7 protein-coding genes, 2 rRNA genes and 1 pseudogene are annotated in these 8,079 nt (G+C 72.0%); 8 read left to right on the top strand and 2 right to left on the bottom strand.

Annotated elements, in window-relative coordinates; genetic code table 11:
- From ACZ7L0_RS33245 to ACZ7L0_RS33230, 4 genes and pseudogenes are all read left to right on the top strand, one after another.
- Window positions 1-97: ribosomal RNA gene (locus ACZ7L0_RS33245) — 23S ribosomal RNA — on the top strand; the annotation flags it as partial.
- 105 nt (window positions 98-202) lie between these two features.
- A 5S ribosomal RNA gene (gene rrf, locus ACZ7L0_RS33240) occupies window positions 203-319 on the top strand.
- A gap of 95 nt (window positions 320-414) precedes the next feature.
- Window positions 415-1,455: pseudogene (locus tag ACZ7L0_RS33235) on the top strand (hypothetical protein); the annotation flags it as partial.
- A 21-nt stretch (window positions 1,456-1,476) separates the two neighbouring features.
- Entirely contained in the window at window positions 1,477-2,223 is a 747-nt protein-coding gene (locus tag ACZ7L0_RS33230; RefSeq protein ID WP_471246251.1) for a tetratricopeptide repeat protein, read from the top strand.
- A 73-nt stretch (window positions 2,224-2,296) separates the two neighbouring features.
- Here the strand turns inward: ACZ7L0_RS33230 and ACZ7L0_RS33225 are convergent, their stop codons facing one another.
- Window positions 2,297-3,580, bottom strand: a complete 1,284-nt coding sequence (locus ACZ7L0_RS33225; RefSeq protein WP_471246241.1) for a DUF1015 domain-containing protein — start codon at window positions 3,578-3,580, stop codon at window positions 2,297-2,299.
- Window positions 3,581-3,653: 73 nt separating this feature from the next.
- On the opposite strand from ACZ7L0_RS33225, the gene ACZ7L0_RS33220 reads away from it, so the two are divergent.
- The 4 genes from ACZ7L0_RS33220 (at window position 3,654) to ACZ7L0_RS33205 (ending at window position 7,727) form a co-directional block, all read left to right on the top strand.
- Window positions 3,654-4,682 (top strand): HAD hydrolase-like protein, encoded by a 1,029-nt coding sequence (locus ACZ7L0_RS33220; RefSeq protein WP_471246240.1) that lies wholly within the window; start codon window positions 3,654-3,656, stop codon window positions 4,680-4,682.
- A 77-nt stretch (window positions 4,683-4,759) separates the two neighbouring features.
- On the top strand, window positions 4,760-5,803 hold the full coding sequence (locus ACZ7L0_RS33215) for a FecCD family ABC transporter permease (protein WP_471246239.1): 1,044 nt from the start codon (window positions 4,760-4,762) through the stop codon (window positions 5,801-5,803).
- Window positions 5,800-6,855, top strand: coding sequence for a FecCD family ABC transporter permease (locus tag ACZ7L0_RS33210; protein WP_471246238.1), 1,056 nt, complete (start codon window positions 5,800-5,802; stop codon window positions 6,853-6,855). The genes ACZ7L0_RS33215 and ACZ7L0_RS33210 overlap by 4 nt, the downstream gene beginning before the upstream one ends.
- The gene (locus ACZ7L0_RS33205) at window positions 6,852-7,727 is read left to right on the top strand and encodes an ABC transporter ATP-binding protein (RefSeq protein ID WP_471246237.1); all 876 of its coding nucleotides are present in this window, start codon (window positions 6,852-6,854) and stop codon (window positions 7,725-7,727) included. The genes ACZ7L0_RS33210 and ACZ7L0_RS33205 overlap by 4 nt, the downstream gene beginning before the upstream one ends.
- Here ACZ7L0_RS33205 and ACZ7L0_RS33200 read toward each other — a convergent pair.
- Window positions 7,711-8,058 (bottom strand): SCP2 sterol-binding domain-containing protein, encoded by a 348-nt coding sequence (locus ACZ7L0_RS33200; RefSeq protein ID WP_471246236.1) that lies wholly within the window; start codon window positions 8,056-8,058, stop codon window positions 7,711-7,713. The genes ACZ7L0_RS33205 and ACZ7L0_RS33200 overlap by 17 nt on opposite strands.
- Between the last annotated feature and the right edge of the window lie 21 nt (window positions 8,059-8,079).

The following is an 8,079-nucleotide window of genomic DNA, read 5'->3' as shown; positions in this document are numbered from 1 at the left end:
GTAAGGCTCCCAGTAGACGACTGGGTTGATAGGCCGGATCTGGAAGCCAGGTAACTGGTGGAGGTGACCGGTACTAATAGGCCGAGGGCTTGTCCCCAGTTGCTCGCGTCCACTGTGTCAGTTCTGAGGCAACGAACGGTTGCCGGCTTTGAGCTGAACAAACAAGTGAAGAGTGTGCTTGTTCGCTCGAAACCATTAGGGTTTCGGTGGTCATAGCGTGAGGGAAACGCCCGGTTACATTTCGAACCCGGAAGCTAAGCCTCACAGCGCCGATGGTACTGCAGGGGGGACCCTGTGGGAGAGTAGGACGCCGCCGAACAATTTTTGAGGACCCCTGGTCACCAGCGTTCAGCTGGGACCAGGGGTCCTTTCGTTTTTAGAATGACTTGCGGTACCGAAGACAGGAGTCACCCGATGTCCACCAACTCTCCCGACGAGCGACCGGAGCGCGACCAGCGGCGACGGGACAGTGGTGACCGCAGCGGTGACCGTCGCCCGTTCCGCGGCGGTCCGCGCCGCGACAACGACCGCCGTGACAACGACCGTGGTGAGCGGGGCGGTTACGGCCGCCGCGACGACCGCGACGCCCGTGGCCCGCGCCGCGACGACGACCGCGGTGGCTACGGTCGCCGTGACGACCGGCGTGACGACCGGCGTGACGACCGGCGCGATGATCGCCGTGACGACCGCGGTGGGTTCCGCGGCCGTGACGACCGCGATCGCGGCTTCCGTCGCGACGACCGGGGCGACCGCCCTGAGCGCGGTGGCTTCCGGCGAGACGACACCCGAGGTGACCGCGGTGGGTTCCGCGGGCGCGACGACCGCCGGGATGACCGTCGTGGTGGCGGTGAGCGTCCTGAGTTCCGTCGTGATGACCGTCGTGGTGGCGGTGAGCGTTCCGACTTCCGTCGTGACGACCGCCGTGGTGGCGAGCGTCCCGAGTTCCGTCGCGATGACCGCCGTGGTGGCGAGCGTCCTGACTTCCGTCGCGATGACCGCCGTGGTGGCGAGCGTCCTGACTTCCGTCGCGATGACCGCCGTGGTGGCGGTGAGCGTTCCGACTTCCGTCGTGACGACCGCCGCGGTGGCGAGCGTCCCGAGTTCCGTCGTGACGACCGCCGTGGTGGCGAGCGTCCTGACTTCCGTCGCGATGACCGCCGTGGTGGCGGTGAGCGTTCCGACTTCCGTCGTGACGACCGTCGCGGTGGCGAGCGTCCTGACTTCCGTCGCGATGACCGTCGTGACGACCGCCGTGACGACCGGCCGGGTGGTTTCCGTCGGGACGACAGCCGCGGGGAGCGGGGCGGATTCCGTGGCCGTGACGACCGTGGGCGTGGGCCCCGCCGTGACGACCGAGGTGGGCGCCCCGGTGGGTTCCGGGGCCGCGACGACCGTCGGGACGACCGCCGGGACGACCGTCGTGGCGGCGGCCGTTTCCGTGACGAGCGCGACCGTGACCGGGAGCCGATCAAGCGGCTGCCGATCCCCGAGGACGTCACCGGCGACGAGATCGACAAGGACGTACGGCAGGAGCTGCAGAGCCTGCCGAAGACGCTCGCGGAGGACGTCGCCAAGAACCTGGTGATGGTCGCCCGGCTCATCGACGAGGAGCCCGAGCGCGCGTACGGCTACTCCAAGGTGGCCCTGCGCCTGGCGTCCCGCGTCGCCGCCGTACGGGAGGCCGCCGGCTTCGCCGCGTACGCGAACCAGAAGTACGCCGAGGCGCTCGCCGAGTTCCGTGCCGCGCGGCGGATGACCGGCAACGCGGAGCTGTGGCCCCTGATGGCCGACTGCGAGCGTGGGCTCGGGCGTCCGGAGAAGGCGCTGGACATGGCCGGGGCGCCCGAGGTGCAGAAGCTCGACAAGGCCGGGCAGGTCGAGATGCGGCTCGTCGCGGCCGGTGCCCGGCGTGACATGGGGCAGCTGGACGCGGCGATCGTGACGCTGCAGAGCTCCGAGCTGGCCTCCAACTCCGTCCAGCCGTGGACCGCCCGTCTGCGGTACGCCTACGCCGACGCGCTGTTCGCCGCCGGGCGGCAGGCCGAGGCGCGGGAGTGGTTCGCCAAGGCCGTCGAGGCGGACCGGGACGGCAGCACCGACGCCTCGGACCGGCTGGCCGAGATGGACGGCGTGGAGTTCGTCGACGCGCTCGACGAGAGCGAGGCCGAGGGCGACGGCGGTAACGGCTCCGAGGACGTCGTCACGGACGACGACAAGGACTGACGCCAAGGACTGACGTCCGCTGACATGCGAAAGGGCGGGATCACGGGATCCCGCCCTTTCGCATGTCCGGGGCTCAGAGCTCGAGGGCGCGCAGCACCAGCCCCGACGCCGGCTTGGGGCCGAACGACGTCGACTTGCGGGGCATCGTCACGCCCTGGCGGGCCAGTTCGCGCACGACCTCCTCGCGGACGGGGTGCAGCAGGACCGCCGTACCGCCGTCGTGCTCGGCCTTGGCGACCGTGGCGGCGGTGTCGTGGATGTACGCGATGTGCGCGGGGGAGTCCTCGGGGATACGCCAGACGTGCTCCAGGAGCGTGGCGTGCAGGACCGTGGCGTCCAGGGTGCGCCAGGCGGCGGGGTGGTCGGCGGGGACCGTGCGGGCCAGGAGGTCCGGGTCGGGGCGGTCGACGAGGTGGAAGGCGCCGTCGCCGGCGAGGAGGAAGGCGTTGCCCGCGCGGGCCGCGTCGGCGAGCACCCTCAGCGCCTTGGCGAGGGGCACGTCCAGGCGCCGTACGCGGAACAGGCCGGCCAGCGCGGACAGCGCGTCCGCCACCGGCAGGCCGTGGAGCAGACGGTGGATGGCGCGGACGCGCAGCGGGTAGCGGGCGGTGTCGACCAGGAGGACCAGGCCGTAGTCCCAGGCGCTGGGGGAGGGGTGTTCCGCGCGTAGACGCAGGTAGGTGGCCCAGCGGTGGTGGCCGTCGGCGATCAGGGCCTGGTGCCCGGCCAGTTCGGTCTGGACGCGGCTGACGTCGGCCGGGTCGGTCACCGCCCAGAGGCGGTGGCTGAAGCCGTCCTCGGTGGTGGTGACGAGCAGGGCGGGCTGTTCCGCGGTGCGCTCCACGACCTCGGCCGCGGCGCCGTTGCCGCGGTAGGTCAGGAGGAGGGGCTCGAGGTTGGCGGAGGTGGCGCGCATCAGGGCCGCGCGGTCCGCCACCACGTGCGGCATGACGTCCTCGTGCGGCAGGACCACGCCCTCGGACGGCTCGGACAGGCGCAGGGCGCCGATGACGCCGCGCTGGAGCGTGCCGTCGCCGTTGCACTGCTCGTAGACGTACAGGCCCGGTTCGGGGTCGACGGTCAGGACGCCCTCGGCCAGCCAGCGGCGCAGCGTGTCGGCCGCCTGTTCGGTGCGGGCGCTGGGGGTGCCGGCCTGGGGGAGGATCAGACGGACGATGTTGTGCGGGTCGGCGGACTGGAGGTGGTGCAGGCCGTCGGGACGTACGACGACGTCGTACGGCGGGGACGTGACGGCGGCGAGGCTGCCGACCCGGTCGGGGTCGTAGCGAAGGCCTCGGAACGGGGTGAGTTCCAGGCCTCGGCGCGCCGTTGCTTCCGAGTGACCTGCTGTGTTCATCCCGGCATCGTACGTGTGTCAGTGGCGTGCGGCATGATCGGGGGAAGAGCGGTCGAACGAGGAGCGATGCGGAATGAGCCACGATGTCAGGACGAGGCCCGAGGGCAGTGGGCGGCCCCTGAGCGAGGCGTACGACACGGCGCTTCTCGACCTCGACGGGGTGGTGTACGCGGGCGGGAACGCGATCGCGCACGCCGTCGACTCACTGGCGGTGGCCGGTGACGGCGGGATGCGTCTGGCGTACGTCACCAACAACGCGCTGCGCACCCCGGACGCCGTGGCCGCGCATCTGACGGAGTTGGGGATACCGACGGGGGCCGGTGACGTCATCACCTCCGCGCAGGCGGTCGCCCGGCTGATCAGTGAGCAGGTGCCGGCGGGGGCCAGGGTGCTGGTGGTCGGTGGTGAGGGGCTGCGGGTGGCGCTGCGCGAGCGTGGTCTGGAGCCGGTGGAGTCGGCGGACGACGATCCGGTGGCGGTGGTGCAGGGGTACGGCGGGCCGGAGCTGCCGTGGGGGCGTTTCGCGGAGGCGTCCTACGCCATCGCTCGCGGGGTGCCCTGGTTCGCGTCCAACACCGATCTCACCATCCCCAGCGGCCGGGGCATCGCGCCGGGCAACGGCGCGGCCGTGGAGGTCGTCCGGATCGCGACCGGCGCCGACCCGCAGGTGGCGGGCAAGCCGCTGCCGCCCATGCACCGGGAGACGATCCTGCGCACGGGTGCCGAGCGGCCCCTGGTGGTCGGGGACCGGCTGGACACGGACATCGAGGGCGCCTTCAACGGCGACGTGGACTCGCTGCTGGTCCTGACCGGCGTCACCGACGGCGCCCAGCTGCTGGCCGCGCCCCCGCAGCACCGGCCGACGTATGTGGACGCCGATCTGCGCGGGCTGCTCACCGGGCAGCCGGAGGTCACGGAGGCGGGCGAGGGCTTCCGCTGCGGCGGCTGGACGGCGACGGCCCGCGGCGAGCGGCTGGAGCTGGAGGGCGACGGCGAGGCCCTCGACGGGCTGCGGGCGCTGTGCGCGGCGGCGTGGACGGCGGCCGGTGAGGGCACATGCGAGCTGGACGGTGAGAAGGCGCTGGCGCGACTGGGACTCTGAGCGCCGGGAACCCGGGCCGAACCCGGCCGTGCGCTGCGGGATCGAGTTCGAATGGGAGGGTAGGCTAACCTAACCTCGTGTTGGTCGACAGTCCTCCCGAACAGCGCGCGGACACTGCCCCCGCGCCCCCAACCCGCCGGGTGATACGGGCCTTTGGTCTCCTGGCCGCGGTCGCGGTCCTGGCGCTCGTCGTACTGGCGAGCATCGCGACCGGTGCGAAAGAGCTGACCGTGGACCAGGTCTGGCACGGCCTGTTCCACGACTCGGGGACGTACGGCGACGTGGTGGTCGACGAACGGCTGTCCCGCACCCTTCTCGGGCTGCTGGCCGGTGCCGCGCTCGGCCTGTCGGGGGCGGTGCTGCAGGCGCTCACCCGCAACCCGCTGGCCGATCCCGGGCTGCTGGGGATCAACGCGGGCGCGTCGGCGGCGGTGGTCACGGCCATCACCTACTTCGGCGTCACCAGTCTGAGCGGCTATGTGTGGTTCGCGTTCGCGGGCGCCGCCTCGGTCGGGGCGCTGGTGTGGTTCCTCGGCGGCAGCCGGGGAGCGACGCCCGTACGGCTCGCGCTCGCCGGTACGGCGATCAGCGCCGCGCTCTACGGCTATCTCCAGGCCGTGATGATCATGGATGACGCGGCACTCGGCAAGATGCGGTTCTGGACGGTCGGTTCGCTGTCCTCGGCCACCGACTCGACGATCACGCAGGTGCTGCCGTTCCTCGCCGTCGGTACGGTCCTCGCCCTGGTGCTCGCCCGGCCGCTGAACGCCATGGCGATGGGTGACGACACCGCCCGCGCCCTCGGCGCCAGCCTGGGCCGCACCCGCGCCCTGGCCATGCTCGCCGCCACCGTGCTGTGCGGTGCCGCGACCGCCGCCTGCGGTCCGATCATGTTCGTCGGCCTGATGGTGCCGCACGCCGTGCGCTCCTTCACCGGCCCCGACCTGCGCTGGATCCTGCCGTACGCGACGGTCCTGTCGCCCGTGCTGCTGCTCGGCGCCGACGTCCTCGGCCGGATCGTCGCCCGGCCCGCCGAACTCCAGGTCGGCATCGTCACCGCGCTCATCGGCGGCCCGGTCTTCATCTTTCTCGTACGACGGCGGAGGACGGCGCAACTGTGAGGACCCGTCAGAACGGCCCCGCCGTCCGTGCCCTGCGCACCCCGGGCGGACTCTCGGTCCGGGTGGACGTCCGCGCGCTGGCCGTCGTCGCCCTGCTGCTGCTCGCCGCGCTCACCGCGAGCGTCCTGCTGATCGGCACCGGCGACTTCCCGATCTCCGCCACCGACGTCCTCAAGACGCTGACCGGCAACGGCAGCCAGATCCAGGAGTACATCGTCCACGACCTGCGGCTGCCGCGCGTGCTCGTGGGCCTGCTGGTCGGTGCCTCGCTCGGCCTGGGCGGCGCCCTGTTCCAGTCCGTCTCCCGCAACCCGCTGGGCAGCCCGGACGTGCTCGGCCTCTCGCAGGGCTCGACGGCCGGGGCGCTCATCGTGATCGTGCTGCTCTCCGGGAACGCCACCGAGGTCACCGTCGGGGCGCTGATCGGCGGCCTGGTGACCGGGCTCGCCATCTATCTGCTCGCCTGGAAGCAGGGCGTGCACGGCTACCGGCTGGTCCTGGTCGGCATCGGCGTCTCCGCGATCGCCACGGCGGTCAACGGCTATCTGCTCACCAAGGCCGACCTCGTCGACGCGGCCCGCGCGGTCGTGTGGATGACGGGCTCCCTCAACGGCCGCGACTGGGACCAGGTCTGGCCGTTGCTCGCCCTGTGCGCGGTGCTCGTTCCGCTCGTCCTCGCCAACGCGCGCGGGCTGCGGCTCATGGAGATGGGCGACGACGTCTCGTACGCCCTCGGGGTGCGGGTGGAGCGCGTACGGCTGGTGCTGATGGTCGCCGCCGTGCTGCTGACCGCCACCGCGACCGCCGCCGCCGGCCCCGTCAGCTTCGTGGCGCTCACCGCTCCCCAGCTGGCCCGGCGTCTGACCCGTTCGCCGGGGCCCAACCTGGTGCCCTCCCTCTGCATGGGCGCCACGCTGCTGGTCACCGCCGACTGGGCCGCACAGCGCGCCTTCGGCGCCGACCAGCTGCCCGTGGGCGTGGTCACCGGCGTCCTCGGCGGCCTCTACCTGCTGTGGCTGCTGGTCACCGAACGCAGGGCGGGCCGGATATGAGGACCACTGGCGACACCACCGGCGAGACGAACAACCGAAGGAGCACCGTGAACCGCCTGTCCGCCGAGAACGTCACCCTCGCCTACGACCAGCGGGTCATCGCCGAGCGGTTGTCGGTGGAGATCCCCGACAACTCCTTCACGGTGATCGTCGGCCCGAACGCGTGCGGCAAGTCGACGCTCCTGCGGGCGCTGTCACGGATGCTCAAGCCCAGCGAGGGCCGGGTGCTGCTCGACGGGCAGGTCATCCAGTCGATGCCCGCGAAGAAGGTCGCGCGGACGCTCGGTCTGCTGCCGCAGTCGTCCATCGCGCCGGACGGCATCACCGTCGGCGACCTGGTGGGCCGCGGCCGGTATCCGCACCAGGGGATCCTCAGGCAGTGGTCCGCCGAGGACGAGCGGGTGGTACGGGAGTCCATGGCCCAGACCGGGGTCGCCGAGCTGGCCGACCGGTACGTGGACGAGCTGTCCGGCGGCCAGCGGCAGCGCGTGTGGATCGCCATGGCGCTCGCCCAGCAGACCCCGCTGCTGCTGCTCGACGAGCCCACCACCTATCTGGACATCCAGCACCAGATCGACGTCCTCGACCTGTGCGCCGAGCTGCACGAGACCCAGGGCCGCACCCTGGTCGCGGTCCTGCACGACCTCAACCACGCCGCCCGGTACGCCACTCACCTCATCGCCCTGCGCGGCGGGAAGGTGATCGCCGAGGGCGCGCCCGGCGACATCGTCACCGCCGAACTGGTCGAGGAGGTCTTCGGGCTGCGCTGCCAGGTCATCGCCGACCCGGAGACGGGTACGCCGCTGGTGGTGCCGGCGGCGCGGAAGGCGCGGGCCGGGGCGCAGAAGGTGTCCGCTACAGAAGTCTCCTGAGCCGGAACAGGTCGAGCAGGCCCGCTTCCAGCCGGACCCGGCCCGACCCCCACGCCTTCGCGAAGTTCAGCTCGCCGCCGACCAGCGCCACCAGGTCGTCGCCGGTCATCGTCAGCCGGATCTGGGCCTTCCCCGGCGGAGGGCCCTGGAGGGTCTCGTCGACCTCGATCCGGCCGTCGGTGAGCCGGCCGGCGAAGGTGACGTCCAGGTCCGTGATGTGGCAGCTCACCGAACGGTCCATGGCCGCGGCCGCGCGGACGTCGCCCTCGGCGCCCTGCATGTTGTCCGAGAGCTTCTCCAGTGCGGCACGGCACTCTTCGATCGTCGCCATCGCGACCGACGGTACCGCAGC

The organism is Streptomyces sp. NPDC039424 (assembly GCF_055639495.1).
Note: the sequence above shows the minus strand (reverse complement) of the source record. Positions and strands in the feature narration are given on the sequence as shown.